At 67.4% G+C, this 24,881-nt stretch carries 26 protein-coding genes, 2 pseudogenes and 2 riboswitches; of the genes and pseudogenes, 11 read left to right on the forward strand and 17 right to left on the reverse strand.

Annotated elements, in window-relative coordinates:
• Window position 1 precedes the first annotated feature (1 nt).
• The 4 genes and pseudogenes from mnhG (at window position 2) to CXQ92_RS11980 (ending at window position 2,515) form a co-directional block, all read left to right on the forward strand.
• Window positions 2-406: a monovalent cation/H(+) antiporter subunit G gene (gene mnhG / locus CXQ92_RS11970; RefSeq protein ID WP_104167922.1), complete on the forward strand. Its 405-nt coding sequence runs from the start codon at window positions 2-4 to the stop codon at window positions 404-406.
• A gap of 297 nt (window positions 407-703) precedes the next feature.
• Window positions 704-1,111, forward strand: a pseudogene (locus tag CXQ92_RS18810) (FAD-binding oxidoreductase); the annotation flags it as partial.
• A gap of 729 nt (window positions 1,112-1,840) precedes the next feature.
• A complete protein-coding gene (locus CXQ92_RS18815) occupies window positions 1,841-1,990 on the forward strand; it encodes a BBE domain-containing protein (protein WP_306738621.1) in 150 nt (49 codons plus the stop codon).
• A 150-nt stretch (window positions 1,991-2,140) separates the two neighbouring features.
• On the forward strand, window positions 2,141-2,515 hold the full coding sequence (locus tag CXQ92_RS11980; protein ID WP_181033642.1) for a response regulator transcription factor: 375 nt from the start codon (window positions 2,141-2,143) through the stop codon (window positions 2,513-2,515).
• A 298-nt stretch (window positions 2,516-2,813) separates the two neighbouring features.
• Here the strand turns inward: CXQ92_RS11980 and CXQ92_RS11985 are convergent, their stop codons facing one another.
• From CXQ92_RS11985 to CXQ92_RS12020, 7 genes are all read right to left on the reverse strand, one after another.
• The gene (locus tag CXQ92_RS11985; protein WP_219815714.1) at window positions 2,814-3,005 is read right to left on the reverse strand and encodes a hypothetical protein; all 192 of its coding nucleotides are present in this window, start codon (window positions 3,003-3,005) and stop codon (window positions 2,814-2,816) included.
• Between the two features lie 754 nt (window positions 3,006-3,759).
• Window positions 3,760-4,482 carry a DUF305 domain-containing protein gene (locus CXQ92_RS11995; RefSeq protein ID WP_104167926.1) on the reverse strand — a complete coding sequence of 241 codons (723 nt, stop codon included), beginning with the start codon at window positions 4,480-4,482 and terminating at the stop codon, window positions 3,760-3,762.
• 225 nt (window positions 4,483-4,707) lie between these two features.
• Window positions 4,708-5,715, reverse strand: a complete 1,008-nt coding sequence (locus CXQ92_RS12000) for an NAD(P)-dependent alcohol dehydrogenase (protein ID WP_104167927.1) — start codon at window positions 5,713-5,715, stop codon at window positions 4,708-4,710.
• Entirely contained in the window at window positions 5,712-6,380 is a 669-nt protein-coding gene (locus tag CXQ92_RS12005) for a DUF4386 domain-containing protein (protein ID WP_258069886.1), read from the reverse strand. Before CXQ92_RS12005 ends, CXQ92_RS12000 begins: the two co-directional genes overlap by 4 nt.
• 122 nt (window positions 6,381-6,502) lie before the next feature.
• The gene (locus CXQ92_RS12010) at window positions 6,503-6,967 is read right to left on the reverse strand and encodes a hypothetical protein (RefSeq protein ID WP_104167929.1); all 465 of its coding nucleotides are present in this window, start codon (window positions 6,965-6,967) and stop codon (window positions 6,503-6,505) included.
• Window positions 6,968-7,021: 54 nt separating this feature from the next.
• Entirely contained in the window at window positions 7,022-7,771 is a 750-nt protein-coding gene (locus tag CXQ92_RS12015) for a DUF2306 domain-containing protein (protein WP_104167930.1), read from the reverse strand.
• A gap of 373 nt (window positions 7,772-8,144) precedes the next feature.
• A complete protein-coding gene (locus CXQ92_RS12020; protein ID WP_104167931.1) occupies window positions 8,145-9,113 on the reverse strand; it encodes an NAD(P)-dependent alcohol dehydrogenase in 969 nt (322 codons plus the stop codon).
• Between the two features lie 172 nt (window positions 9,114-9,285).
• On the opposite strand from CXQ92_RS12020, the gene CXQ92_RS12025 reads away from it, so the two are divergent.
• From CXQ92_RS12025 to CXQ92_RS12030, 3 genes are all read left to right on the forward strand, one after another.
• Complete coding sequence (locus CXQ92_RS12025) at window positions 9,286-9,633, forward strand: TetR/AcrR family transcriptional regulator (RefSeq protein ID WP_181033644.1); 348 nt, start codon at window positions 9,286-9,288, stop codon at window positions 9,631-9,633.
• 258 nt (window positions 9,634-9,891) lie between these two features.
• On the forward strand, window positions 9,892-10,221 hold the full coding sequence (locus CXQ92_RS17865) for a hypothetical protein (protein ID WP_181033645.1): 330 nt from the start codon (window positions 9,892-9,894) through the stop codon (window positions 10,219-10,221).
• Between the two features lie 890 nt (window positions 10,222-11,111).
• A complete protein-coding gene (locus CXQ92_RS12030; RefSeq protein WP_104167933.1) occupies window positions 11,112-11,678 on the forward strand; it encodes a hypothetical protein in 567 nt (188 codons plus the stop codon).
• A 683-nt stretch (window positions 11,679-12,361) separates the two neighbouring features.
• Here CXQ92_RS12030 and CXQ92_RS12035 read toward each other — a convergent pair.
• The 6 genes and pseudogenes from CXQ92_RS12035 to CXQ92_RS12060 all read right to left on the reverse strand — a co-directional run.
• Window positions 12,362-12,673, reverse strand: a pseudogene (locus CXQ92_RS12035) (DNA polymerase V subunit UmuC); the annotation flags it as partial.
• Window positions 12,666-13,022 (reverse strand): LexA family transcriptional regulator, encoded by a 357-nt coding sequence (locus tag CXQ92_RS12040; protein ID WP_258069931.1) that lies wholly within the window; start codon window positions 13,020-13,022, stop codon window positions 12,666-12,668. The gene CXQ92_RS12040 and the pseudogene CXQ92_RS12035, both read right to left, overlap by 8 nt.
• Before the next feature lie 202 nt (window positions 13,023-13,224).
• Window positions 13,225-14,517, reverse strand: a complete 1,293-nt coding sequence (locus tag CXQ92_RS12045; RefSeq protein WP_104167936.1) for a glycosyltransferase 87 family protein — start codon at window positions 14,515-14,517, stop codon at window positions 13,225-13,227.
• Between the two features lie 133 nt (window positions 14,518-14,650).
• A complete protein-coding gene (locus CXQ92_RS12050) occupies window positions 14,651-14,992 on the reverse strand; it encodes a UBP-type zinc finger domain-containing protein (protein ID WP_104167937.1) in 342 nt (113 codons plus the stop codon).
• Window positions 14,989-16,560: an FAD-dependent monooxygenase gene (locus CXQ92_RS12055; protein WP_104167938.1), complete on the reverse strand. Its 1,572-nt coding sequence runs from the start codon at window positions 16,558-16,560 to the stop codon at window positions 14,989-14,991. The genes CXQ92_RS12050 and CXQ92_RS12055 overlap by 4 nt, the downstream gene beginning before the upstream one ends.
• A 21-nt stretch (window positions 16,561-16,581) precedes the next feature.
• Window positions 16,582-17,229 (reverse strand): 4a-hydroxytetrahydrobiopterin dehydratase, encoded by a 648-nt coding sequence (locus CXQ92_RS12060; protein ID WP_104167939.1) that lies wholly within the window; start codon window positions 17,227-17,229, stop codon window positions 16,582-16,584.
• A 67-nt stretch (window positions 17,230-17,296) separates the two neighbouring features.
• Between CXQ92_RS12060 and CXQ92_RS12065 the strand changes: the two genes are divergently transcribed.
• A complete protein-coding gene (locus CXQ92_RS12065; protein WP_104167940.1) occupies window positions 17,297-18,424 on the forward strand; it encodes an aromatic acid exporter family protein in 1,128 nt (375 codons plus the stop codon).
• 54 nt (window positions 18,425-18,478) lie between these two features.
• Here the strand turns inward: CXQ92_RS12065 and CXQ92_RS12070 are convergent, their stop codons facing one another.
• Window positions 18,479-18,739, reverse strand: a complete 261-nt coding sequence (locus tag CXQ92_RS12070) for a DUF4235 domain-containing protein (RefSeq protein ID WP_104167941.1) — start codon at window positions 18,737-18,739, stop codon at window positions 18,479-18,481.
• A 137-nt stretch (window positions 18,740-18,876) separates the two neighbouring features.
• Window positions 18,877-19,001, forward strand: a riboswitch (TPP riboswitch).
• Window positions 19,002-19,048: 47 nt separating this feature from the next.
• Between CXQ92_RS12070 and CXQ92_RS12075 the strand changes: the two genes are divergently transcribed.
• Genes CXQ92_RS12075 through CXQ92_RS12085 form a run of 3 tightly spaced genes read left to right on the forward strand, consistent with a single transcriptional unit; the run spans window position 19,049 to window position 21,938 of the window.
• Complete coding sequence (locus CXQ92_RS12075) at window positions 19,049-19,657, forward strand: ECF transporter S component (RefSeq protein ID WP_104167942.1); 609 nt, start codon at window positions 19,049-19,051, stop codon at window positions 19,655-19,657.
• On the forward strand, window positions 19,654-21,144 hold the full coding sequence (locus CXQ92_RS12080) for an ABC transporter ATP-binding protein (protein ID WP_258069887.1): 1,491 nt from the start codon (window positions 19,654-19,656) through the stop codon (window positions 21,142-21,144). The genes CXQ92_RS12075 and CXQ92_RS12080 overlap by 4 nt, the downstream gene beginning before the upstream one ends.
• Window positions 21,141-21,938 (forward strand): energy-coupling factor transporter transmembrane protein EcfT, encoded by a 798-nt coding sequence (locus tag CXQ92_RS12085; RefSeq protein WP_258069888.1) that lies wholly within the window; start codon window positions 21,141-21,143, stop codon window positions 21,936-21,938. The genes CXQ92_RS12080 and CXQ92_RS12085 overlap by 4 nt, the downstream gene beginning before the upstream one ends.
• A gap of 127 nt (window positions 21,939-22,065) precedes the next feature.
• On the opposite strand, the gene CXQ92_RS12090 is transcribed toward CXQ92_RS12085, so the two are convergent.
• The 3 genes from CXQ92_RS12090 to CXQ92_RS12100 are packed head-to-tail and all read right to left on the reverse strand — an operon-like array spanning window position 22,066 to window position 24,489.
• On the reverse strand, window positions 22,066-22,803 hold the full coding sequence (locus CXQ92_RS12090; RefSeq protein WP_104167944.1) for an amino acid ABC transporter ATP-binding protein: 738 nt from the start codon (window positions 22,801-22,803) through the stop codon (window positions 22,066-22,068).
• Window positions 22,800-23,564: an amino acid ABC transporter permease gene (locus CXQ92_RS12095; RefSeq protein WP_104167945.1), complete on the reverse strand. Its 765-nt coding sequence runs from the start codon at window positions 23,562-23,564 to the stop codon at window positions 22,800-22,802. Before CXQ92_RS12095 ends, CXQ92_RS12090 begins: the two co-directional genes overlap by 4 nt.
• A 10-nt stretch (window positions 23,565-23,574) precedes the next feature.
• Window positions 23,575-24,489 (reverse strand): ABC transporter substrate-binding protein, encoded by a 915-nt coding sequence (locus CXQ92_RS12100; protein ID WP_104167946.1) that lies wholly within the window; start codon window positions 24,487-24,489, stop codon window positions 23,575-23,577.
• Window positions 24,490-24,659: 170 nt separating this feature from the next.
• Window positions 24,660-24,777: riboswitch (SAM riboswitch) on the reverse strand.
• Between the last annotated feature and the right edge of the window lie 104 nt (window positions 24,778-24,881).

Genomic DNA, 24,881 nt, shown 5'->3' on the forward strand with positions numbered 1-24,881 from the left:
CATGGTCAACGATGTGATCGTGTCGGTCCTCCTGGTCGGCGGGGCGCTCATGTCCCTGGCAGCGGGGATCGGCCTCGTGCGCTTCCCGGATCTGCTCTCCCGCATGCACGCCGCGACCAAGCCGCAGGTCCTCGGACTGCTGCTGTTCCTCCTCGCCCTCGCCGTCGAGTTCGAGAGCTGGCCGCTCGTACCGGTGCTGGTGCTGTGCTGGATCTTCCAGCTGCTCACCAGCCCCGTGTCGGCGCACATGGTAGGCCGGGCCGGCTACCGCACGCGGCACCTGCGGCGGGACCTGCTCACCCTCGACGAGCTCGACGACGTCGTCGCGCGAGCCGCCGAGGGTGACCCCGCGGGACCGGACCGCACCGAGGCCACACGCCGGGAGGCCGGGGGCGGCACGGCCTGACCGGCCAGGCCGAGGTCATACTCAGGTCAATTCCCTCCAGGCTGATGCTGTCCGCGCCGTGGAGGAATACCATGGACGCCCCGCGTCCCTGCACCCGATCCGGTAGCGCATCGACGTGTCGCCGAATCCCGTGGGCAGTCCCACGAAGGAGGTAGTGCGGAGATGACGACGATCCATGACAGCGAAGCGGGCCGGCGGACCATCCACGCCCTGAACGCCCTGCGCGCCCAGTTGCTCGGGTCCCTCATCGAGCCGGAAGATCCGCTCTACGAGGACGCCCGGAAGATCTGGAACGGAATGATCGATCTGTACCCCCGGGCCGTCGTCCGGGCGGGCTCGGTGGCAGACATCGACGCCGTCCTCGCCACGGCCAGGGACACCGGGCTGCCCCTGGCCCTGCGAGGAGGCGGCCACAACATCGCGGGCCACAGCACCGCGGACGGCTGACTCGTGCTGGACCTGGGCGGACTCCGGGGCATCACGGTCGATGCCCGGCGGCTCCTGGTGACGGTCGAGCCCGGGGCGACCCTGGCGGACGTGGATCGGGCCACTGTCGGCCACGGTCTCGCCGTCCCACTCGGGGTGATCAGTGGCACCGGGGTGGCCGGGCTGACGCTGGGCGGGGGTATGGGCTGGTTGACCCGCTCCTGTGGCCTGTCCCTCGACGCCCTCGTCTCCGCCGAGATCGTCACAGCGGAGGGGGAGCACGTGCGCGCCAGTGAGCAGGAGAACCCGGAGCTGTTCTGGGGGCTTCGCGGTGGGGGCGGGAAGTTCGGCGTGGTCTCCGCTTTCACCTTCCGCGCCCGGCGGCTGCCGCCGGCCATCCTGGGCGGCAACTTCTTCTACCGGCATCCGCGCTGGAAGGAGGCGCTGGGCGCCTTCGACAGGTGGGCGACGGGCCTGCCGGAGGAGATGACTCCCATCATCTCCTTCCTGGTGTTCCCGCCGGAGTTCGGCCTGGGGGACGAGGCGTGGATGGTCGTCGGGTTCGCGTGGGCCGGCGAGGACCATCGGCCCGGTCTGGACCTCGTCGAGCAGCTGAGGGGCGCTGCGCCCCCGGACGAGGAGGAGGTGGGCGCCACCACGTGGCTGGAGTGGCAGGCGGCCATGGACGGGGTGTTCCCTCGGGGTTCCCGCGGCTACTTCAAGAATCTGTCCTTCTCCCGGCTGGACGACGACGTGATCGACGTCCTCGTGGGTTTCCTCTCCGAGATCGCCTGGACGGGAACCGGCATCGATCTCCACCTGATGGAGGGGGCGTTCGGCCGGGTTCCCGAGGACGCGACGGCCTTCCCCAATCGCTCGGCCCGGTACTGGTTCAACATCTACGGCTTCTGGCAGAACCCGGGCGAGGACGCGAGGCTGACAGCCTTCACGCGCAGGGCCTATTCGCTCATGCAGCCCTCCGACGAGCACGGACAGTACGTCAATTTCATGGGCGCCGAGGCCGGGATCGACGCGCGGGAGGCCGCACTGCAGACCTACGGCCCGGGCGCCTTCGACCGATTGGTGGAGCTGAAGGACCGGTACGATCCGCTCAACCTCTTCCGCCGCAACCACAACATCCCACCGAGTCGCGGCTGAGGGATGGTCCCGGGCCGGACCCCGGCCACGGGACGTGGCCCCGCTTGTCGAGCCGCCGGGAGACCGTCCGTCGGGGCCTCCCTCTGGTCCAGGGAACGGTAAGGTGGCTGATGATTACTCGGGAACGGCATGGGAGGGAGGTCCGGCAGGATGTTGCAGCGCAGCGCCGTCGTCATCGAGGACGACGCCGACATCCGCCGGTTGCTCGTCATCGTGCTGTCCGGGCGGAAGTTCGAGGTTCACGAGGCCGGCACCGGAGCGGAGGGGCAACGCCTCGTCGACGCGGTCCAGCCCGATCTCATCACGCTCGACCTCAATCTGCCGGACGTGGACGGTCTCGACCTCTGCCCTCGGCTTCGGGCCCATTCGGACGCGCACATCCTCACGATCTCCGCGCGGCCCCCACAGCTCACCGAGGAGCAGTGCCTGACGGCGGGTTCCGACCAGTTCATGGCGAAGCCCTTCAGCCCGCGCGCGCTCCGCGCCTACCTCGACGACGTCCTCCCCGTCCTCGACGCCGCGTAGCACGAGGACGGCGCTGCCGCTCGTCGCGAGCATCTAGCGGGCCCTGACGACGGGCAACTCCGACCACTTCGTCGTGTAGTGGGGCGAAAACGGGTCTTGAGGAGCTTTCGACGAGGGTCGGCCCGGTGTGTAGCGGAAACGTTCGTATTCGCCACATAGGGAGTGCTGTGCTGTCTCAGTGGATCCGCCTGTTTGGCGCGACGTCAAGCACTTAGCAGAGATGATCGCTGAATGCTTCTCGGAGGTGCGAACAACTGATCAACGCTCGTTACCCGTCAAACCGTTTCCGGCTGTGCGCTTACCGGGGTGGTGATGTGGCGAGCCACATCCCGATCAGCTGACCGTCCTCCTGCGACATCCAGAACGTGACCTCCTGCGGGCCGTCACTGGTTTCGATGGTCAGGTCCACGGCGATGCCAATCTCGTTACCTACCGTTCGGCTGAGATCAAAGCTCATCAGGCGCGGCGGGGAAGGAATGTCCTCTTCCATGATGATCGTGATGTCAGCGGCAGTGACAACATCCCGGAGCACTCCCAGGTCTGTGCTCGGGTGGACCATCCATAGGGCGCCGCTGTCCAGGCTCGTCTTATCCTTCGCATACGGGCACTTCACGCGGTGAGTACGGCATCAGCGCGAACCGGCCCGACGCGGCCCGCAGGCAACGCAGAACAGAGCAATTCACCATGCCCGAAGTTGTGCCGCTCACGCTTTCCCCAGCTCTTCGATACCTTCGTTGGTGGCTACCCAGATACGGAGCGCGCTATCAGCTGCGTATGTTGCGGCGATCGCTGCAGGTACTGGGCGGGGGTCTGGGTGACGTCGAACAATCCGTCGTGGGTGGCAAGCAAGATGCGGTTGGTTCCTGGGTCCACGCTCATTCCATGGATATGCCCGGATGGGTACCCCGCCGAGGCCGTCGGTTCCATCGGTGAGTTCTGGATCGTGGAGGTCGGGGTGGTGCAGGCGCTGAGCAGCACGGCGAGAGCCGCGATCGTGCCCAGGCGTGTGATGCGGGACAGGGTCGAAAGCAATGGGCGTCCTAGAGGAGTCGAGAGTCGGACAGAACTAGTGATGAAGAGCTGGTGATGAAGGCGGCGCCGATGTGGATGGAACGGGGCACACACATCGGCACCTGTCATCGGGCAATCACATTCCCGCAGCGCGTCAGATCAGGTCACATCGCAGTGGATCAGGTGTGCGACGTCCGGTGCTGGGATCGATTTCGAGGTGTTGCTCGCGCGGGTCAGAGGCCCGCGAGGAGCTCTTCCATCTCGGCGATCTCGGCGTTCTGGGACTCGATGATCATCTCGGCCATGTCAATCGCTTCCGGGTTCTGGCCGTTGTCGATTTCGTCCTGCGCCATACCGACCGCGCCCTCGTGGTGGGCGGTCATCGACTCAAGAAAAATGCGGGACGCCTCGGTGCCCTCAGCGGCCTCGAGCTCGGCCATCTGGTCCTCGCTCATCATGCCTTCCATCGAGCCAGAGCCGCCCATGTCAGATCCCATAGTGCTCATGGAGTGGCTTTCCATGCCGCCTTCGGGCTCCATGGGCTCACCCCAGGCCTCCAGCCAGCCGGTCATGGTTTCGATCTCGGGGCCCTGGGCGTCCTTGATCTTCGTCGCGAGGGCTGTGATCTCCGGGCTGATGCCTTCCTTGGCGAGCATCATGTCGCTCATTTCCACGGCCTGCTTGTGGTGGGGAATCATCATCTGCGCGAACATCACGTCCGCGTCGTTGTGCTCGGCCATAGCCTCGTCGGACGCACCCGACGTCGCATCAGTGGTGGTTCCGGTGGTGGCTTCTGCAGTGGCGCTGGGGGCCGCCGCTGCTGAGCTTTCGCTCATGCCTTCCATGCCTTCCATGCCCTCCATGCCCTCTATGTCTCTGCCGGAGGACGAGCCGCAGGCGGACAGGGTGATAAGGGCGGCAAGGGACAGGGACGCAAGGGAAAGAGAACGCTTCATAGTGGTCAAATCCTTCAATACTCAGATGGAGGTTTGTCAGCTGGTCGTACCGCGCACGAGACGGCGGGTATGACGGGAACCAGGTGAGCGCGTACGGGCGCAGTCCTGGCAGGTCGCGGCAGTTGCGGAAGCGTCGGGAGGATACCCTCCATGATGGAAGGGCTTGTTGGTTCGCCCCGTCGAGGTGGTTTGGGTATTCGAACAGGAGTAGCTACTGGAGGAGTGTTAGTTGGTTTCGGGCGGGGCTTCGGGCTTGGACGGGGCAACGACCTGCACGACGACGTTGCCTCGTTTCCGGCCGGCATCGACGTAGCGGTGTGCCTGGGCGATGTCGGTGAGGGTAAAGGTGCGGTCGATGACGGGGTGGAATTGGTTTGTCTCTGCGAGTCGTGCGACGTGGGCGAGACCAGCGGCGGTGAACGGTACGTTGCCGGCGATGATGTGCGTGTGGGTCCGGCGTGAGCGCAGACCTGCGGCCAGGATCCCGGTGAGGCCGGCAATGATCGACAGGAGCGTTCCCCCGGGCTTGATCAGTGGCCGTAATTGCCGGAACGGTACATTGCCGACACAGTCCACGACCACGTCGTAGGCCGCCGCTGCCTGGGTGAAATCTTCCCTCGTGTAGTCGACGGCAGTGTCCGCGCCGAGGGAACGAACCAGGTCGGCGTTGGCGCCGCTGCATACTGCCGTCACGCTGGCACCTGCAAGGTGCCCGAGTTGCACGGCCGCGGTTCCGACGGCGCCCGAGGCGCCGTTGACGAGCACCGATGTTCCCGGACCAAGATTTGTCCTGCCGAGGAACGCGTGGGCGGTGATTCCGCCGAAGACCAGCGCCGCAGCTTCCTCGGACGTCAGGTTCGTGGGCTTTTCGGTGATGGCCCCATTCTGCGGGACAGTGACGTATTCGGCGTGCCCGCCGAACGTTCCGCCCAGCATGGCGATCACCTCGTCACCGGGCTTGAAGCGTGTGACGTCAGGGCCAACGGATTCGATGACACCGGCGATGTCCATGCCGAGAACCGGGATGCGCGGGGCAGTGAACCCGAGGGTGGCCGAGCTGAGAAGCTTCAGTCCTTTCGGAATGTGTTTGGTCCGGGCCCGGTAGTCAGCGGCGCTGACAGTGGTTGCCTCTACCTTGACCAGCACGTCGCCGCGTCGAGGGGTGGGCTTGGGTCGTTCCTCGATACGGACTACGTCCGGGCCGCCGAACCGGCGGTATACGGCGGCCCTCATCGTCCGGTCTCGCCGCTCGTGCCGGTACCCGGCGCGGTGAGCTCGGCTACCGCGTCGGGGTTGAATCCTCTGACGATCAGCCAGATGCCCATCCCGAACTCCCAGATGGCCAGGAAAAGGGCGCCGACTCCGGCCAGCGGCGACACCGGACCCCACAGGCCAAAGAGCATGCCGACGGCCCCGGCGATGAGCAGCGGTGCCCCGATGAATCCGAACACCGGCAGCACCCGGGGCAGCAGACGGGACTTGTACATGAGCGAGCCGAGCAGCAGGGCGTTGAACGCGGGCATCAGTCCTTGTCCGAGCAGTGTGGTCCAGGCGTGCTGGGCCAGCAGTGCCTGCCCGGTAAGAAGCGCTTCGTCGCCGGCACCGGCCTGGCGGAGGGTGACGATCGACATGAGAGCGACGACCCCGGCAAAGATGGCACCTGCCTCCAAGATCCGCGCTCCGACGAATCCGAGCGCGACGCCTTCGTTCTGTCGCTTCACCACTGGATACAGTGCGACGCTGGTTCCGATGCAGGCCAAGGCGGCGATGACTTCCAGGAGCCCACCGATGATGACAGGGGTGTCGGGGCCGGGACCGGTGATGTATTCAGGGTCGGTTCTTACGCGGCCATACAGGAAGAGGGTCGGGATCGACACGAACGTGAGGAGGTAAAGCACGCCGGCTGCCAGCGCGGTCTTCCGGTGGGAAACCAGGCGGACCTTCGTGGGTCCGGGTTCTGAGGAAATCATGATGATCTGTCTCCTGAGGCGAGGGACGGGTGCGGGTGCCTATGCGGGTGTCAGCGGGCGGTGGGCAGCCAGCGGTCGCCGCGCTTAATCACGTACTGGCGGACCAGGTAGGGCCAGGGAAGGATGACGAGGACGATCACGACAAGCGAGCAGCTGATCGCGACACGGGTGGTAGCGTCGTCGAGTTCACCGGCGAGCCAGAGTGGCATCGCCACAGTGCTCAGCCAGATGAGCTTCCAAGTCATTTCGAACAGCAGGATCGGGATCATCTTCACCGGGTAGCGGACACCGAGGAAGAACAGCAGGGACTGCGCGACGAGCATGCACACCACCACACCGTCCATCAGTGCCCAGGACGCATCGTGCCCGATTAGCAGGGGCCACCGCGTGAGCGCCAGACCGAGCGCCATCAACAGGTAGCCGGCACGCAACAGGTAGAGACGTAGCAGGGACAATTGCTCCGGAGTCGTGGAGTCTGTTTTCGGGTTGGACTTGGACGTTGCCGGCAATGACATTGCAGTCTCCTTGTTCGCTTACCCGGTTAGCTGAGGATTATTGGCAGATCCGGTTTATGCCCCGTCCGTGTGGGCTGGCGCGCTGGCGGGCTGGATTGCTGTTCGGGAGCGGCGGTGGATGACGTACTCTGCCACCACCAGGCTGAACACCCATGAGGCGCCTATGAGTAGCGCCCGGCTGAGCTGGTCAACGGGTCCGACCAGCAGAATCCAGGGGATGGTCACTACGACGATGGTTCCTTGGGCAATCCCGATGGCATAGGCCCGGGTCATCCATTCGCTGTGCCGGGTGTAGTCCCTGCGCCGCACCGCGAGGTAGCCCAGGATGATGCTCATGACCATGGCTGTGCCGAAGATCAGCCGGAGAATCAGTAGAAGCGGTCCGTCCAGGGGCGGAAGGTCGTAGAAAACTGCCATCCATAAACCGGACAGGGCGGCGAGCAGTCCGGTGGGAACGAGGATGCGTCCGGCGATGCGGTGCCAGCTGGTCCTGCCGCGTTTGCCTTGGCGGAGGGAGGGAACGAACTGGCACGACCCGAGCAGCAGGTACACGGTGACAGTTGGAATGTGGATCAGCACGGGGATCGGCGCGTGAAAGAACCGGGCATTGTCCGGTGTGACGGTGCCTCCGGCCAACTCGGTCAAGCGCACCGACCCGGCGATCAAGGGGACGAGACTGAGGAAGATCAGGGCGGCGGGCACGAGCCACTGAGTCCAACGCACGTTGCGGGGATTCCGGTGCGGATGTCGCCGCGGGATGGTTGGCGGGTCAGGTGTGGCTGCAGTCTTCCTGATGGACTTCATTAGGGATCCCTTGTTCGGTGGACCGAGGAGGGGCGTCTATCCGATAGTGGTCGTTCGGTGACGGTGTCGGCCCAATTCCTGCCGGCCAAATTCCCGCTGGCCCAATTTCCGCTGGCTGAGTCCAGCCGCTAGCAGCGCCGGGCCCGGGAGCAGCGGGCCGGCGTTTGCGAAACCTCTGCGGGATCCTCCGGCCAGCAGGGCTCCCGTGACGACCCCGAACACGTAGGCGGGTCTCATCGTCTTGAGGAGAGGATGGAGGTGCCAAAGACCTTCAATCGGTTGGGTCGTCATGATCCTTGTCCTGGATCTCTTGATTGCCGACGTGAGCTGAACTGGATGCCATTCTCGGGCTGATGGTGGGTAACGGAGGGCATTACACGGTGATGGCGATCTTCGCTCGGGCGTGATCGTCCACGAAGGAGCGGATGGCCTCAGGGACTTGGGCCAAGGGATACGTCTTCTCGATCGTGGGTGTGACCTGACCTGATTCGATGAGCTCCCGCAACAGGTCCAGGCTCTCCCCGCCGGGCTTCGCGCTGAAGGTGCGGAGGTTCTGCCGGATGAACAATGACAGGAGCAGTGCCCTTAGGAGGCGTCCCATGGGCCCGAGGACACGACCGCCGGTACCGCTTGAGAGTACGAGCGTCCCGTCGGGCGCGAGCACCTGTCGCAGTGCCGACAGCGGGTGATTACCGATGGAATCGAAAATCAGGTCATACAGCACTTCACTCTCCGTGAAGTTCTCCTGCGTGTAGTCAATGACCTGATCCGCGCCGAGCGACCGCACCAGCTCGACGTTCCTCGTGCTGCACACACCGGTGACCTCAGCCCCCAGAGCCTTGGCGATCTGCACGGCGAACGTGCCGACACCGCCGGACGCACCATTGATCAGGACCTTCTGCCCCGCCTGAATGTTCCCGCCATCCCGCAAACCCTGCAGGGCCGTTCTGGCCGACAACGGCACCGTAGCGGCCTGCTCAAAGGTCAGGTTTGCCGGCTTCAGCGCCAGCAATTGTGCCGGTACGGCGGCGAATTCAGCGAAACCCCCGGCCTCGACCTCACCGTATACCTCGTCACCAGGACGGAACCCGGTCACATCGGCGCCCACCTCCTCCACACGTCCCGCGAGGTCCTTGCCACGCACGATATGTTTTGGTTTGCGTACCCCGAACGCCAAACGCGCGATCAGGGGACGGCCGCTGGTGTAGACCCAGTCAGCATGGTTGATGGATGCCGCCCGGACCCGCACTAGTACCTCGCCGTCCCCCATCGTCGGCTTGTCGATGTCCTGGAAACTAAGTGCATCCGTGGAGCCGTACCGGTCCTGGACCACTGCTTTCATGGCCGCGACCGTTGCATTTGGGCTTGTCTGTGAGCTCATGCTTTGCCTCGATCGGTAAGAATACCTTGGCAACATAAGGCTGAGGAGTGAAGCTACCATACGCCGTAAGGTACGATTTGCGGGCAGCTTAATACTCTCAATCCGGCGTGCTTTCATACGCGATGGAAACAGTGTGGCACCAGCGAGACCAAAGTCAACCCTCAGAAAACCTGTCACTAGGGACAGGGCGATTCAGGTCGCTATTGGGCTTGCCGACGCCGGCGGGCTGGAGTCGCTGAGCATGCGCAGAATCGCCCAGGAACTCGGCGTCGAGGCGATGTCGCTGTACTACCACGTGAAGAGCAAGGACGGCATCATCGACCGCATCGCCGATGCTGTCATCAACGAAATTGCCCCGCGCTCCCCCGAGGATGGTTGGAAATTGGCGTTGCGGAAGCGTGCAGGATCTTCCAGAGCCGTTCTCGCCCGACATCCCTGGGCAGTAGCTCTCATGCGGAACACACCACGGCTGCAACGTTAGAACATTTTTATGCCACGATCGGCTGCTTGCGCGGTGCAGGATTCTCCCCGGCCATGACTGGTCATGCAATGTCTCGCTCGATCTCACCACTGATCACAGAAGCCGCCTGTACGCGAAGTACGCCGCGCCGTCAGTCTCGACGTTCGAGCGACAGGGGTATCGGGCACAATAACCTCGAGCGATCGAGCGTTCATCGAAGGAACCTACGCTCGACTGGAGAAGCTACTCGACACGACGCGACCTCCCAGACAGTGGATGGTGTCGACCTGGTTCGGGATGGTCACCAGCGTCGCCCTCTCAGTCGCCGCGATCAGTTCTGCTCTGTTCTTCCTCGATCGATTCACATCACCTACGGGCAACGATGCCTGGGCCGTTTCAGGGGTAGTAACGGCAGTGGTGGTGGTCGTCGTCGTCGTTCACGGAGTCCTCTGGAGTCGTTGGCGCCAAAATTTCCCGCCAGTTCAGGTCTATCGCGACGGAGAGAAACCCACCGCCGAACGAGTCAATCACTTGCTCACCAAAGAAATTATGTGGACAGTTGGCGTCGTTTTGGTTCCTGTCCTTCTCGGGATCCTCTTCGGCGCGTAGTCGCACGCCAGCCATGAGAGGCGGTTCAACTGACAAGTTGGACCGCCCCCCTTACGTGCACGTGCCCTTATACTTCCATTCCACTGGCACGGTTGAGGTCCGGCCGGCCATGGCTGTGCGTAACGACACCGCATGAGTAGCAGCCCATCGGCCCGGTAGGTGATTCGACGACGATCCGGACAACGCCGGCGTGTTCGCTGACGTCGACGACGTGAAATTCCTCCAAACCCGCGAGCAGATCACAACGAGGGCAGCTACTCGATGGTGCAGAACGTAGGCGCGCGCGGTCACACGCCGTAGGTTCAAACATTGTCGAAGCCTTCGGGATCGAGCGGCTTGGTCACTGCCGATCTTGGAAGACCTCGAGCCTCTTTCCCCTCAAGCACTCACACCGTGTCGCTCAGCCACCCCACCTCAAATAAGAAGAGCGTGTTCATCAGTGACCGCGCGGATGCTTCGGTTTGGAAGAACATCGAAAAGTGAAGAAAAGGTGTAAAGCAGGAAATGGTTAATGAACTAATTCGGGTCGGTCGAGGAAGCCCGGGAGAAAAAACTCCACCAACTCTTGACCCCTCTCCAGGCCGAGGCATAATCTGAACCCCCACGCGGTGGGAACGTCCTTCTGATCGCCTTGTCGACCCCCTGGACACGTCGAACGTGCAACCGTGGTAATGCAGGTTGCACGGTCACCGGCCGTTCCTGGCAACCTCGCCCCAGCGAGGATGCCTGGAACGGTGGAGGCAGCAGACATAGCGCGGAAATGACGGCCGCCCGGTACACGTTGCGGCGATTCCCGGCAAATTATCGACATGCTGGCCGGACTCTGTCGGTCCTCCCTGCAGCGCCTTCTTTCCGCTTCGAAGTATCGGGAACCAAGGTTGGAGCAGGTAATGAACAGAACAAGAGCGAAGATCACTGCGGTACTGGCCACCGCTGTCCTCGCTGCAGGGTTGACCCCCAGCGCGGCTTTCGCGCATGGTGGTTCGGGCGATTCAGGCTCATCGGAGCACGAGTCCAGCCGGGAAGTGGTGTACGAGATCCGCGAGTCCACCGAACGGTACCGGTCGATGGAAAAAGCCATCCGTGATGGGTATGTGACCACCCAGCCCGTCGAATGCGTCGAGGCTCCGGGCCTGGGAGCAATGGGCGTGCACTTCGTCAAGGGGTCCCTGCTGGACGAGCGCATCGACGCGTCGAAGCCGGAAGCACTGGTGTACATGCCCCGAAAGCTGGATAGGGAGGGCAAGTACACGCGCTACCGCCTCGTTGCGGTGGAGTTCCTGTCCACGGCACTCGAGGCACCGGTGCTCGGAGGAGTGAAGTTCGACTCGGAACCGGCTGGTTCGACGAGGCCGTTCAAGCACAGCCTGCATGCGTGGGTCTGGAAGTACAACCCGGAAGGGAAGTTCGCGCCGTGGAACCCGAGCATCAGCTGCCCGAAGGAGAAGACTCACTGACGCTGTAATCGGAAGCGGCGGCGTTCTCCATCAGGGGAACGCCGCCGTTCTCCTCGTTGTTGCCGACCTGCCGAGCGTGCTGGCAGCGGAACGTCGGACGTATCCCCTCAATCGCGACGCACAGGGACAAGGAGGTACTCCCAGTCCATGACCGCGCGGTCGCTACCGGCGCTGAATCTGCCGACGTGGCCGAGGAGGTCGGCGATACCGGCCACACAAGCCTAAAGGCGCAGGCTTGTCAGAAGAGGATGGGTGCTTCTGAGTCGATGCCGGTGAGTAGGGGCCGGATGATCGGCTCGTTCCATCCGTGCTCGAGGAGGGCTGTGCGCAGCTCAACGGACTGGGCGCGGCCGACGCCGCCAGCGGAAAGCTGAGGGATTGGCGTGCCGGCCCTTCCGGGAACGGTCCCGGGCCGCTCGAGAGCGGTCCTGCTCCCGGAACTCGACCCACTCTGTCTCGTTGGGCAGCAAAGCGAGTTCGACGACCAGATCGGGGATGTTGTTCTGAGGGACGGAGACGTTCTCGGGGGGTCCTTTGCGAGGAGGCTTTCACTGCACCCCATGATTCCCCATTTCACGGCAAGTCCATGGACGTGTCACAAAGGGTTGGCCTCGATCGTGGCGCAAGGGCTAGCGATGTGCGGGTGGTCAGGTTGAGCAACAACAGGTTTTGGGGTACAGAAAGTACATCTCGAGGTTCCCGGTGTAGCGGCCGAGCAGCTCCATGACGCGGGCGCTCAGATCGCCGTAGAGTTCGTAGTTGCTCGAGCGCACCTGCAGGCCCCACGCGCGCGCCTGGCCGGCGATACTGAACCACGGCGTGCCCATCGTGATGCCGAGGGCCTTCGCCTCCGGACTCCGCGTGATCACGCAGCCGTCGTTGTTCGAGAGCACCACCAGGGGGCGGCCGTCGAGCGACGGGTCGAACGCCCGCTCGGCGGAGACGTAGAAGTTGTTGACGTCGACGAGCGCGATACTGCGGCCGCGCTCAGACACGGTGCAGGCACCGGGTGGCGACGCCCCAGATCACCAGGGAATCGGGATCGGGGACGGGGATGGGCCGGTGGTCCGGGCTCGCGGCGACGAGCGACACCCCGGAGGATGCGATGCGGATCCGCCGGATGACGAGCTCGCCGTCGAGCACGGCGATGACCACCGAGCCGTCCCGCGGGCGCAGGGCGCGGTCGACGATCAGCTCGTCGCCGTCGGAGATCCCGGCGCCGTCCATGGCGTTCCCGGACACCCGGACGATGTACGTGCTCGTGATGTCCCTGATGAGGTGCAGGTTGAGGTCGATCCGGTCCTCGAACCAGTCCTGTGCGGGAGAGGCGTATCCCGACGGCATGAGCGAGCCGTCCTCGGCCCTGCCGACCGGTCGGCCCAGCGCCGCCCCGGAACCATCCATCTCCCTGCTCCTCCCCGCCGTCGTCCCGCCGTCGGCTCCTCCCCGCCGTCGTCCCGCCGTCGGCTGCCCGCCGTCGGTTGCCCGCCGTCGGTTGCCCGCCGACGCGTCGCCGGCCCGTCGGGACCATGCCCGTCTTCGAAGCCTAGGCGGTGCCACCGACGCTGCCACCGACGCCGCCGGGCCCATGGCTCAGCGGGGTCAGGGGTGCTGTCCCGGGCACGTTGTTCCGGAGCAGTCGGAGCTGCCGCACAGCCCATGCGAAGACGACGACGACGAGAAGGTTGCGTGCCGAGAGGAGAAGCGCGACGCCGGGGTCCAGCGCCTCATGGAGCTGCGTGTAGAAGATCGGGTACACGAGGGTGGTCAGGACGGCGATCAGGACCATCAGGGCGCTCGGGACGATCCATCGACGGCCGTTCAGGGCGACGCCCACCGAGACCACGGCGACCAGCCAGATCATGAACTGGGGGGAACCTACCTTGTTGAAGACGATCAGGGCGCCGACGACGGCGAGGGTGCCGGTGGCGAGAAGCTCAGCACGGTCGGCCCCTTTCTTCAGCGCGGCCACCATGAGCAGGGCGATGGACGCCACCGCGAGGCACAGGAAGGCGTCCATCCAGGCGGCCAGGGGTTCCGCGAGGGAGCCGCGGATCTCCAGGGTGTGGATCTCGGCGTTGAACTCCACGGTGGTCGCGCCGGCGAGAATCGCCTGCCAGAGGCCGGGTGTCGCGAGGGGTGCCTCGAGCTGCATCCCCCGCTCGCCCTGCGTCGACAGGAAACCGAAGACGTTTCCGACTCCGCCCCTGGACGCGGCGGTTCCGACGATCACCCCGGACACCAGGAGGCCTGCAAGGAGGACCCGCACCCTCGCCTTCGCCGTCATGAGCAGCGCCAGCACGGCCGCTGCGGGCCAGACCTTGATCCAGGTCGCCAGCGACAGGACGGAGGACGCGACGACCGGGTACGCGGCCGCGAGGACCAGCCCGACGACGACGAGAGGGCCCGTGACACCGTCCACGCGGGAGAAGGCGACCGGCCCGAGGATCGCGGTGAGGGACATCCAGAGATAGGCGGCCTGCCACCCGTAGCGCGTGGAGCTGCTGGTCAGCAGTGCCAGCACGGCGGTCAGGTTGAGCACCAGGCACAGCAGGAACCACCCGAGCATGTAGAGCTGGTGCCCGAGCAGGCCGGACACGATCATCGGGAGCATCGCGGCGGCCGGGTACACCCAGGCATCATCGATTCCCAGCCAGATGCCCGTGCTGAAGCCGTGGAACGCCCAGTGGCGGTACAGGATCACATCGCCGTAGGTCTCGCCGGCGATGATCCGGGGAAGGAGCAGGGCGAAGGAGAGGATGTGGACTGCGGTGAAGACCGCGAGCACCGAGGACCTCCGGGCCCACCGTGCGGTGAGGTCCGGGCGTGGCGGGGTCATGGGGGGAGCTTCCTGCTGATAACGACCGGGCTGCACCACGATAGCAGCCGGTCCGCGTCGGCCTGGAGGAGGAGTCGCACGCGGGCCATCACCCGAGGAGGTCGAGCCGACAAGTGGCCCGAGGACCACGCGGTCAGCGCAGGCGGCTTCGCCAGTCCGCAGGGACGCGTCCTGCCGGTCCGGGCACCGGCTGGTCCGCCGGGCGGCTGGTGGGCTCGGCCAGTGCCGGGCCGTCGACGAACTCCTGCGTCCGGTAGTCCCAGAACCAGTCCTCGCCCGGCTCGAAGGACGTGGCCACCGGATGCCCCGCCGCTGCCGCATGCGCGGAAGCGTGCCGGGACGGGGAACTGTCGCAGCACCCCACCTGCCCGCAGGCGGCGCACCGGCGCAGGTGGACCCACCAGCCGCCTGCGGCGTCGCACTCCCTGCAGCCGGTGCCGGAGGGGACCGCGCTCGTATCGATGGCGTCCGTCATGATCGTCCTTCCTTCTCGACCGGACGGGCAGTGGGGGAGTACGCCCGCGTCGCTTCGAAGGCGGGAACCGCCTCCGCGGGAGCGGCCGCGGCGGCCACGAACCCGTCGGGTCGCACGAGGTAGAGCAGGCCTGCCCTGAGCGGAGTGGATCCGGTCGCTGCAAACGTGTGGAGGGGAAGTCCCAACTCGTCGGCCGCGACGCCGGCTTCCCGCGCCGCAGCGTCGTCCGCCGCGTACAGGTGCAGTTGCCAGGTGGAGGACCGGAGCGCCTCGACGTTGTCACCGGTCCAGGGCAGGCGGCGGCCGACGACGGCGTCGCGGCGGCCCCGCCGGCCCGGGGGAGAACCGTCCATGCGGTAGTGGATGCGCACCTGGCCGAGGTACCCTGCGAGGCGACGGCCGATCGGCAGGCGGGGCAGGACGGCGACCGCGACGGGCACCACCACCCGCGGCACGAAGCGGCGCACCAGGACCGCCGTCCCCGACGTGGACGTGACCCCGCGGAAGACGGTGTCCGTCGTCTGCAGGAGGCGCACGGCCACCGGCCGGCGCTCGGCCTCGTAGCGGTCGAGGAGTGGCTCGGGGGCACGCCCGGACACGACGTCGTCGAGCTTGAACGCGAGGTTGTGGGCGTCCTGGAGCCCCGTGTTCATGCCCTGCGCGCCGACCGGGGAATGGACGTGGGCCGCGTCGCCGGCGAGGAACACCGCGCCGGTCCGGAAGTGCGCTGCGATCCGGTGGTGCACACGGTAGGTGGAGAACCAGCGGGAATCCTCGTACGTGACGCCGAAGACCTCGGCCATGCGGCGGCGTGCGAAGTCCTCGGTGATGGCCGGGGCGTCGTCATCGCCGGCGATACCGATCAGGCGCTGCCCGGTCCTGCCGTCATCGGCGGGCCGCATGGGGAACGCGAGGAGGAATGCGGTGGCGCCCAGGCGGACATTGATGGACGCGGGGATCAGCCCGCCGACGCTCACCGCGTCCACGAGGTAGAAGCTCTGCCGGCTGGTCGTCCCCTCGAAGGCCGTGCCGCACAGGGACCGGACGGTGGAGGACGCCCCGTCGCAGCCGACGGCGAAGCGCGCGCGGATCGTCGAGGACCCGTCAGGACCGTCGACGACGGCGTGGACGCTGCCGTCGGCCTGCTCCAGGGAGGACAGCCGGTGCCGCCACCGCACGGATCCACCGAGTGCGCGCAGGTTGTCGCCGAGGATGCGCTCATTGGCGCTCTGCTCCAGGATGTAGATGCCGGGGTACGGCGTGATGCCCCGGCCCAGCCTCGCGAGCGGGACGGCCGCGAAGGAGGCATGCTCGAAGCCCTGCCGGATGGACTGCACGCGCACGGCCTCGGCCAGCACGCGGTCGACGACGCCGAGCTGGTCGTAGATCTCCATCGACCGTGAATGCACCCCGAGGGCCCGGGACTCCACGGTCGGTCCGTCCTTGCCGTCGACCACCGCGATGCGCACCCCCAGCTTCACCAGCCAGTTCGCCAGCATCAGGCCCGTGGGACCCGCGCCGACCACGAGCACGTCGACGTTCTCCTGAGCTGCGCCCTCGTGCGTCATGGTCGTCTCCCGGTGATCCGTTCAGCGTTCGAGCATGGTGCAGACACACGCCCGGTTGCCCTCGGCGTCCGCCAGCACCGTGAAGGCTGGCGCCGCGTCGTCATCGACCACGGTGCCCCCGGCGGCGACGGCGGCGGCGATGCGAACGTCCGCGGCGTCGTGCGGCACCCACACATCGAGGTGGAAGCGCTGCCGCGGGGTCTCGTGCGCATCCGTGTGCTGGAACCACAGGAGCGGCACCCGCCCTCCCGGGTCCGCGACGTCGTCCCCGTCCACCGCGCCGGCGTCGCCGGTCAGCAGGGCCGCCCAGAACGGACCGATGGCGGCCACGTCGGCCGTGTCGAGGGCGAGCTCGACGACGGCGGGCGCCGCGGGATCGGCCGCGACGCCCCGCTCGGCGGCGGCTGCGCTGATCCGGCGGGCGAGGTCCACGTCCCGCTCCGTCACCCCGGACGCGTCATGGCTCAGGAGCTTCACGTCGACGTGCGGGTAGGTCAGGACGACGTCGGGGTGGTGGCCTGCGTCCTCCGCGAGTTCGCCGATGGCCGAGACGAGCGCGAGGCCCGAGGCGAAGTCGCGCGTCAGGAAGCGGGCGTGCAGTGCCTGCGCGAGCTTGCGCCAGTCGACCAGGCCCGCATCGAGGATCTGCTGCGTGGTGAGGAGGGTCATGCGGCCAGTATGCCGCGTGACCGCATCCGGGAGAAGGGACCCCAAGGTTGGGCTGCCATACTGCAGGATGCCCACCCTCAGGATCCACCCGGGCCTCGGCGTGCTCGCCACCCGCTTCGACGGCGACCTCAGGGAGCGGCTGCGGGCCGCCGTGGTCAACCCGCAGCTCCTCCTGGCGGCCAAGGCGGCCCTCGCCGCGTCACTCGCCTGGACGATCGCCCAGGCCATTCCCGGGACGCCCGCCGAGTACCCGTACTACGCCCCGCTGGGCGCCCTGCTGGCGATCTACCCGACGGTGGCCGGCACCGTCAAGCTCGGCCTGCAGACCGTCATCGGGCTCACGATCGGGATCCTCCTCGCGTACGTCGCGGTGTGGGCGGGAGATCCGAACTGGCTGACCATCGCCTTCGTCGTCGGGATCGGCGTGCTCCTCAGCGGGGTGCTCAAGAGAACGGCCGGCGGCGGGTCGGGCATCGCCTCCGCGGGATTGTTCGTGCTCGTCATCGGGAACGAGAACCTGGGGTACTCGCTGGGGTATCTGGTCCAGACCCTCGTGGGCGTGGGCGTGGGCCTCGCGGTCAGTGCGCTCATCCTGCCCCCGCTCCACCTCAATGACGCGGTCGGCCGGATGAGCAGCCTGCGCAGGACGGCGGCACGCCAGCTCCAGGAGATGGGCGAGGCGCTCGAGGAGGACTGGGCGGGCGACGACCTGCGGTGGGCGGAACGCCGCGACGCCCTCACGGCGTCCGTCCGGAACGCGCGGAGCGCCCTCCAGTACGCGAACGAGAGCCGGAAGGGCAACGTCCGGCGGCGCTTCCACCCCCGGGACCTGCGCGGCGACTACCGCCACGTCGAGGTCCTGGAGATCGTCGCCTCGCACACCCTGAACATCACCAACATGCTGCAGGACGGTCTCCACGGGACGGCGACCGAGCAACCCCTCCCGGAGTCGGTCCGCGTGCCCCTGCAGGCGGCCTTCACCGCGACCGGGAACGTGCTGGACCTGTGGACGGTCGACGAGAACGACGACGAGGCCCTCGGCGAGGCCGAGCGGATCCTGAAGGTCCTCGAGACCGCGGCCTACGAGTCCTCGTCCGAGACCGTCCCCTTCGGGTCGGCCGCCGCGATCGGCATGAACCTGCACCGCATCCTGCAGACCGTCAAGCCGGAGTTGCGCAGCACGGCGCAGTCCTGACCCGGACGCGGGGAAGGGCGCCCCGAAGAGCGCCCTTCCCCGATCCCATGCGGCTCAGGTGAGATCGCGGGTCTTGGCGAACCGCTCGATGGCCTTCTGCGTGGACCGGTTGGTCAGCACCTGGATGGTGGTGCTGACCGCACCCGAGATGATGGCGAACACCAGCGCGGAGCGGAGCGTGTTCTCCAGGCCGTCCTTGCTCTTGGGCGGCGCCTCACCGGTGATCTTCTCCCACAGGAAGTCGACGAGCTTCGTCCCTACGAAGCCCGCGCCGACGCTCATGCCGACACCGAGCAACTTGAACACCACAGTCATGGTTTCTCCTTCTCATCCGAATAGTCCTGCAGCTAGCCTAGTCGGGCTCCGCACCCTCTGCGGGTGCGGGTCGCGGAGCGGCAAAGACCGGCAGGCGGCAACCCGATCCGCCGGTGTAGGATCGGGAGCGCTCAAGTAACACACGACAGGGGAGCGCCGATCCGCAGCATGCTGCCGGACCGGGCGCTGAGAGTGCGGACCGCCGCAGACCCTCGAACCTGATCCGGTTAGTACCGGCGAAGGGAGTCGAGTTCTCAGGGTGTCCGGCAACCGTGCACCCTCCCCTCCTGCAACCCAGGAGGAATCAGCATGGCATCATCGACGGCCCTGAAGGGCCTTTCTCCCCGCACCGGCCAGTGGCGCGTCGTCGACATCGTGGTGGCCTCGGTCATCGCCGTCGCCGTCGGCGTGCTGTTCTTCGTCTGGTCCGCGGGCTATTCGGGCATCAGCGTGCTCACCGCCGGCTTCCCGCCGCTCGCGGGCCTGTATTCCGGCGGCTGGCTCATCGCCGGCGTGCTCGGCGGGCTGATCATCCGGAAACCGGGCGCCGCGATCTACTGCGAGGTCCTCGCCGCGGCGGTCTCCGCCCTGATCGGCACCCAGTGGGGTATCGGCGTCCTCATCTCCGGCGCCATCCAGGGAGCAGGGGCCGAACTCGTGTTCCTGCTCTTCCTCTACCGGAGGTGGAACCTGCCGGTCGCCCTCCTCGCCGGACTCGGCGCGGGCCTGGCGCTGGCGATCAGTGAGAACATCCTCTACAACGCGCTCTGGAGCTTCGAGTTCAAGCTCCTGTACACCGTGTTCGCCGGGCTCTCCGGCGTCGTCATCGCCGGCCTGCTGTCCTGGCTGGCCATGCGCGGACTCGCGAGGACGGGCGTGCTGTCCTCCTTCGCCGCCGGCCGCACGGCGGACGTGTGACACCAGCGCAGGCGCCGTCCCCGGGAGCTGCCTCCGTCAGCGCCCGGGGATGGGGCTGGCGCCACGCCGGCCGGAAGGCCTTTGCCGCCCGCCACCTCGACCTCGACCTCCGGGCCGGTGAGCGCGTCCTGCTCCTCGGCGCGTCCGGTGCCGGCAAGTCCACCGTGCTGCACGGGCTGGCGGGACTGCTCGGCAGCCAGGACGAGGGCGAGCAGGAGGGCGCACTCCTGCTCGACGGCATCCGCCCCGCCGATGCCCGCGGCCGCGCCGGCCTGGTGCTGCAGGACCCGGAGACCCAGGTGGTCCTCGCGCGCGTCGGCGACGAGGTGGCGTTCGCCGCCGAGAACCTCGCGGTGCCGCGGGAGGAGATCTGGCAGCGGGTGCACCGCGCGCTCGACGACGTCGGGCTCGACCTCCCGCTAGACCACCCCACCACGGCGCTCTCGGGCGGCCAGAAGCAGCGCCTCGCCCTCGCCGCGGTGCTCGCCATGGAGCCGGGCCTGCTCCTGCTCGACGAGCCGACCGCGAACCTCGACCCCGACGGGGTGCTGGAGGTCCGGGACGCCGTCGTCCGCGTCCTCGACCGCACGGGCGCGACGCTCGTCGTCGTCGAACACCGGGTCGCCGTCTGGGCGGACGTCGTCGACCGCGTGATCGTGCTCGACGCCGCCGGAGGCGTCCTCGCCGACGGCGCCCCGGGCGCGGTCCTGGGCCAGGAGGGCACGCGCGCCCGGCTCGCGGAGGCGGGCGTGTGGGTCCCGGGCCGGCCGCCCGCCGTCGGCGGGCCCGTACCCGGCGGCGGCGGGGAGGTGCTGCTGTCCGCGCGGGACCTCACGGTCGCGCGGACGAAGCGGGGCCCGGCCGCCGTCGAACACCTCGCGCTGGACGTCCGCGCCGGGCAGGCGCTGAGCGTCACCGGGCCCAACGGCGCCGGGAAGTCCACGGCCGCCCTCACGCTCGGCGGCCTGCTGCGCCCCCGCGCGGGACGGCTCGAGGCATCACCGGAGCTCGCCGGTGCCGCGGGAACCGATCCCTTCCGCTGGCGCTCGGCGCAGCTCGTGCAGCGCATCGGCACCGTCTTCCAGGAACCCGAGCACCAGTTCCTCACCCCGAGCGTGGGGGAGGAGCTCGCGTTCGGGCCGCGGAGGGTCGGCGGCACCGCGGACCCCCGCCGCACCGGGGAGATCGCGGAGCGGCTGCGGCTCACCCACCTGCTGGGCGCCAACCCGTTCACGCTGTCCGGCGGGGAGAAGCGGCGCCTGTCCGTGGCGACGATGCTCGCCACGGCGCCGCGCATCCTGGTCCTCGACGAGCCGACGTTCGGCCAGGACGCCCTCACCTGGGCCGAACTCGTGACGCTCCTGCGGGAGCTGATCGAGGACGGCGTCGCGGTCGTCTCCGTCACCCACGACGCCGACTTCATCGCGGCCCTCGGCGGCGCGACCCTGCACGTCGCGGGCGGGGCGGGACGGCTGGTGTCCCCGTGAGCGGCGACCACCTGACGCCGGTCCTCACCGGCCGGACCCTCCTCCGGGCGAACCCGGTGTCCAAGCTGTTCGCCGCCGTCGTCATCACCCTCGCGCTCCTGGCGAGCATCGACTGGGTCAGCGCCGCGGTGGTCCTCGGCTGCGAGCTCGCCCTCATGCCGCTGCTGGGCATCAGCGTGGTCGGGCTCGCCCGGCGGATCTGGCCCCTGCTGGTCGCCGCCCTGCTCGGTGCCTACGGGACGGCGCTGCTCGCCGAGAAGACCGGCGGCGTGCTGCTCGACGTCGGGCCGTTCCTGTTCACCGAGGGCTCCGTCGCCGCGGGGATCGCCGTCGGGCTGCGCGGGCTGGCGCTCGCCCTGCCGGGGATCTTCATCCTCCTGACCACGGACCCCACCGACCTGGCGGACGCGCTGGCGCAGAAACTCCATCTCCCGCACCGCTTCGTCCTCGGGGCGCTGGCGTCGCTGCGGCTCGTGGGCCTGCTCGTGGAGCAGTGGGAGATGCTCGGGCTCGCGCGGCACGCCCGCGGCATCGGTTCGGACGGCTCGCTCGTCGCCCGGACCCGGAACCTGCTGGGGCAGTCGTTCGGCCTGATCGTGCAGGCCATCCGGCGCGCCACCCGCCTGGCGACGGCCATGGAGGCGCGCGGCTTCGGCGGCGGGACGCGCACCTGGGCGCGGACGAGCACGTTCACGGCGCTCGACGTCGGCGTGGCCGGCGTCGGACTCGTCATCGCGGCGGGGGCGACGACGGCGGCCGTGCTCGCCGGGACCTGGAACTTCATCCTGTCGTGATCGCCGGGGCTCGATCGCCGGGGCTCGATCGCCGGGGCCCGATCCCGGACCGGAAGTCCCCGGACACGGAACCGGGGGCCCGCTGGAGCGGACCCCCGGTGCCGGTCGACCAGGTAGGACGAGGTGCCTAGAGCACGTCCGAGAGGAACGACCTCAGGCGGGGCGTCTGGGCGTCGTCGAAGATCGCGGCCGGGGGGCCGGACTCCACCACGACGCCGCCGTCCATGAACGTCACGGTGTCCGAGACGTTGCGCGAGAAGCCCATCTCGTGGGTGACCACGACCATGGTCATGCCCGCCGTCGCGAGGTCCGCCATGAGCGCCAGGACGCCCTTGACGAGCTCGGGGTCCAGGGCGGAGGTGGCCTCGTCGAAGAACATGACCTCGGGGTCCATGGCCAGCGCGCGGGCGATCGCGACACGCTGCTGCTGCCCGCCCGAGAGGTTGCCGGGGCGCACGTCGGCCTTGTGCTTCAGTCCCACGAGGTCCAGTTGGGCGAGGGCCTTGCTCCGCGCCTCGTCCGCCGACATCTTCCGGAGCTTGCGCAGGGCCAGCGAGACGTTGTCCAGCACGCTCTTGTGCGGGAACAGGTTGAACTGCTGGAACACCATGCCGATGCGCCGGCGCAGCTCGTCCGGGTTGTCCTTCAGGACGGACCGGCCGTCCAGCAGGATGTCCCCCTGATCAGGTTCGATCAGCCGGTTCAGGACGCGCAGGAGGGTGGACTTGCCGGACCCGGAGGGGCCGATGACCGACGCCGTCGTGCCCTGCTCCACGTGCAGGTCGATCCCCCGCAGCACGTGGTTGGAGCCGAAGGACAGGTGCAGGTTCCTGCCCGTCAGGGTCCCTGATTCTTGTGTCTTCACGCCTTCGCTCCTTCGCCGATCCTTGCGGCCAGTTCATCCGGTTCGGGCTTCTGCTTCCTGCCCACGCGCAGCCGGTTGTCGATGAAGTTGACCAGGTGCGTGAGCGGGATGGTCAGGCACAGGTAGAGCACGCCGGCAGCGATGAGCGGTGACAGGTTGCCGGTGTTGCTCGCGGCGTCGTTGCCCACCCGGAAGAGTTCGCGCTCACTGGCCACGAGGCCGATGAAGTAGATGAGCGAGGACTCCTTGATGAGCGAGATGAACTGGTTCACCAGGGCCGGCAGCACGCGCCGCACGCCCTGGGGGATCACGACGAGCTGCATCGACGAGCTGTAGCTGAAGCCGAGGGCACGCGACGCCTCCAGCTGTCCCTTCTCCACGCTCTGGATGCCGGAGCGGAAGATCTCACCGATGTAGGCCGAGGCGATCAGCGAGAGGGCGAGGATGCCCAGCGGGTACGGGCTCGTGCTGCCCGTGATCTCCCGGAGGATCGGGCCGAGCCCGAGGCCGATGAGCAGGATGATCACGACGGCGGGCAGCCCGCGGAAGATGTCCGTGTAGACGCGGGCGATCCACCGCAGCACGCGGTTGCGTGAGATCCCCATGACGGCGAGGATCATCCCGACGATCGTCCCGATGATCCCCGACGCCAGGGCGAGCATGATGGTGTTCGGCAGGCCGACGGTCAGGAGGTCCGGCAGGACAGCCGCCATCGCCTCCCAGTCGAAGAACGTCTTCCCGAGCTGTTCGAGGGCATCCATGCAGGGACCGCTACTTTACTTCCACGGCTTTGCTGCCGGGCTTCCAGTCGGAGGGCATCTCGCGGTCCGGGTACCACTCCTCGGTGAGCTCGGTCCACGTGCCGTCGGCGACGACGGCGTCGAGGCCCGCATTGAGGGCGTCGATGAGCGGCTGGTTGTCGCTGTTCACGGCGTACGCGGTGAAGTTCTCGGTGTTGATGATGGTCTCGGCGATCGTCGTGTCGTCGCCCTCCTTCACCTGACCGGTGGCCTGCTGCGACGGGGCCACCCAGGCGTCCACCTGCCCGTTCTTCACGTTCGCGTAGACGGTGTTGTAGTCGGGGAAGCGCACCGGCTCGAGACCGAGGGTGTTGGAGACGTAGTCGTCCTGGACGGTGCCCTGGACCACGCCGATGCGGGTGCTCTCCGAGAGCGAGTCGAAGCCTGTGACCGAGGAGCCGTTCTTCGTGACGACGGCCATGTAGCCGAAGTCGTAGCCGTTGGTGAAGCCCACGTTCTCGCGGCGCTCCGCGGTGGTGGAGATCGAGGAGGATCCGACGTCGAACTGCTTGTTCTGCACCTGGGCGAGGAGCGCGGAGAAGTCCGTGGACGCGAACTCGACCTCCAGGCCCAGCTTGTCGCCGATGGCGCGCAGCAGCTCGTTGTCGTAGCCGGTGAAGACGCCGTCCTCGAGGAAGATGTTCGGCGGGGCGTCCGAGAGCGTGCCGACGCGCAGCGTGCCGTCGGTGATGAGGCCGAGCTCGGCCGTGTCGATCTCGTCGATCGGCGTCGTGGTCTCGGTCGTGTACTGGTCGAGCGACTGCTGGTCGCTGCCGGCCAGGGCGTCCGTGGTCTCGGTGGGCTCGCTGCTGCCGCTGCCGCAGGAGACGGTCAGGGCGAGGAAGGGGACGGCGAATGCCGCCAGGACCTTGCGGGAGATGTTCATGATGTCCTTCGAGGTGCCGGCCCGGATGGAGGCGCGGGGAACGGGGATGGTGCGGGGGACGCCGGGTCACGGCGAGGAGGGGACAGGCTGCTGGGTGACACGCTCACTGTTCTGGGATGTGCGCGGGTGCGGGTGCCGTCACGGAGGAATGGTCCGGGACAGGCCGCACGACGCCGTACTTGCCAACCGGGGGACTTGTCCCGGCGGCCGAATCTTCACCTGGAGCACCCCACTACGGGAGAGGGTTGCTGTCCAGCCGGCCAGGGCCGAGGGCTGGAACTCTTGATTGCAGGCAAAACGCTAGGGCAGCACGAAGCACCGGGTCAAAACGAGAGGGCCGAAAACCGACGCTTGACGTAGCAGAAGGGCCTTCAGGGGCCGTTTTGTGGCGG

This window comes from Arthrobacter sp. SX1312 (assembly GCF_002929295.1).
In the GTDB taxonomy this organism is placed as follows: domain Bacteria; phylum Actinomycetota; class Actinomycetes; order Actinomycetales; family Micrococcaceae; genus Arthrobacter_D.

Coding starts and splice junctions, on each gene's coding strand:
- CXQ92_RS12045 (WP_104167936.1), bottom strand. CDS start 14,517: ATGACCCCGCCACGCCCGGACCTCACCGCACGGTGGGCCCGGAGGTCC.
- CXQ92_RS12065 (WP_104167940.1), top strand. CDS start 17,297: ATGCCCACCCTCAGGATCCACCCGGGCCTCGGCGTGCTCGCCACCCGC.
- CXQ92_RS12015 (WP_104167930.1), bottom strand. CDS start 7,771: ATGAAGTCCATCAGGAAGACTGCAGCCACACCTGACCCGCCAACCATC.
- CXQ92_RS12075 (WP_104167942.1), top strand. CDS start 19,049: ATGGCATCATCGACGGCCCTGAAGGGCCTTTCTCCCCGCACCGGCCAG.
- CXQ92_RS11985 (WP_219815714.1), bottom strand. CDS start 3,005: ATGGAAGAGGACATTCCTTCCCCGCCGCGCCTGATGAGCTTTGATCTC.
- CXQ92_RS12030 (WP_104167933.1), top strand. CDS start 11,112: ATGAACAGAACAAGAGCGAAGATCACTGCGGTACTGGCCACCGCTGTC.
- CXQ92_RS12095 (WP_104167945.1), bottom strand. CDS start 23,564: ATGGATGCCCTCGAACAGCTCGGGAAGACGTTCTTCGACTGGGAGGCG.
- CXQ92_RS12010 (WP_104167929.1), bottom strand. CDS start 6,967: ATGTCATTGCCGGCAACGTCCAAGTCCAACCCGAAAACAGACTCCACG.
- mnhG (WP_104167922.1), top strand. CDS start 2: ATGGTCAACGATGTGATCGTGTCGGTCCTCCTGGTCGGCGGGGCGCTC.
- CXQ92_RS12055 (WP_104167938.1), bottom strand. CDS start 16,560: ATGACGCACGAGGGCGCAGCTCAGGAGAACGTCGACGTGCTCGTGGTC.
- CXQ92_RS18815 (WP_306738621.1), top strand. CDS start 1,841: ATGGGCGCCGAGGCCGGGATCGACGCGCGGGAGGCCGCACTGCAGACC.
- CXQ92_RS11995 (WP_104167926.1), bottom strand. CDS start 4,482: ATGAAGCGTTCTCTTTCCCTTGCGTCCCTGTCCCTTGCCGCCCTTATC.
- CXQ92_RS12050 (WP_104167937.1), bottom strand. CDS start 14,992: ATGACGGACGCCATCGATACGAGCGCGGTCCCCTCCGGCACCGGCTGC.
- CXQ92_RS12060 (WP_104167939.1), bottom strand. CDS start 17,229: ATGACCCTCCTCACCACGCAGCAGATCCTCGATGCGGGCCTGGTCGAC.
- CXQ92_RS12070 (WP_104167941.1), bottom strand. CDS start 18,739: ATGACTGTGGTGTTCAAGTTGCTCGGTGTCGGCATGAGCGTCGGCGCG.
- CXQ92_RS11980 (WP_181033642.1), top strand. CDS start 2,141: ATGTTGCAGCGCAGCGCCGTCGTCATCGAGGACGACGCCGACATCCGC.
- CXQ92_RS12100 (WP_104167946.1), bottom strand. CDS start 24,489: ATGAACATCTCCCGCAAGGTCCTGGCGGCATTCGCCGTCCCCTTCCTC.
- CXQ92_RS12020 (WP_104167931.1), bottom strand. CDS start 9,113: ATGAAAGCAGTGGTCCAGGACCGGTACGGCTCCACGGATGCACTTAGT.
- CXQ92_RS12000 (WP_104167927.1), bottom strand. CDS start 5,715: ATGAGGGCCGCCGTATACCGCCGGTTCGGCGGCCCGGACGTAGTCCGT.
- CXQ92_RS12040 (WP_258069931.1), bottom strand. CDS start 13,022: ATGCCGTCGGGATACGCCTCTCCCGCACAGGACTGGTTCGAGGACCGG.